The following is a 389-nucleotide window of genomic DNA, read 5'->3' as shown; positions in this document are numbered from 1 at the left end:
CTCTATCCTCGGAGCACTTCACGGCTGCTAACCATTGAAGTCTTCATGTATTCCTGTTATTGTGCGGCACAATTACATGAACAAATGGAGGATGTTGACAAATGAGACATAGCCAAGCTGTAAAGGTCGTCGGAGCAAGCGGCCAGATCTCCATTGGAAAGCAATATGCCGGACAGACTGTGCTCATGGAGCAGGTCGAGGAAGGGGTGTGGCTTCTCAAGATCGCTAAAGTCATTCCGGATAGCGAGCTTTGGATTCACGCCGGGCCTAAGAAAACACGGATCGATCAAGCCATTTCCTGGGCCAGGGAAAACCCGCCGAAGGAAACCGATTTGGAGACGTTGAGTGGGCGAATCTCATAATGTGCGGCGCGATCTAAACAACCCCAT

General features: G+C 50.6%; 1 protein-coding gene. It reads left to right on the top strand.

Translation table 11 applies throughout. The features are described 5' to 3' along the window. Positions 1-101 precede the first annotated feature (101 nt). Positions 102-362, top strand: a complete 261-nt coding sequence (locus tag MWC30_RS22115) for a hypothetical protein (RefSeq protein WP_244086346.1) — start codon at positions 102-104, stop codon at positions 360-362. The last annotated feature ends 27 nt before the right edge of the window (positions 363-389 follow it).

It is taken from the genome of Desulforhabdus sp. TSK, assembly GCF_022836495.1.
In the GTDB taxonomy this organism is placed as follows: Bacteria; Desulfobacterota; Syntrophobacteria; order Syntrophobacterales; family Syntrophobacteraceae; genus Desulforhabdus.
Note: the sequence above shows the minus strand (reverse complement) of the source record. Positions and strands in the feature narration are given on the sequence as shown.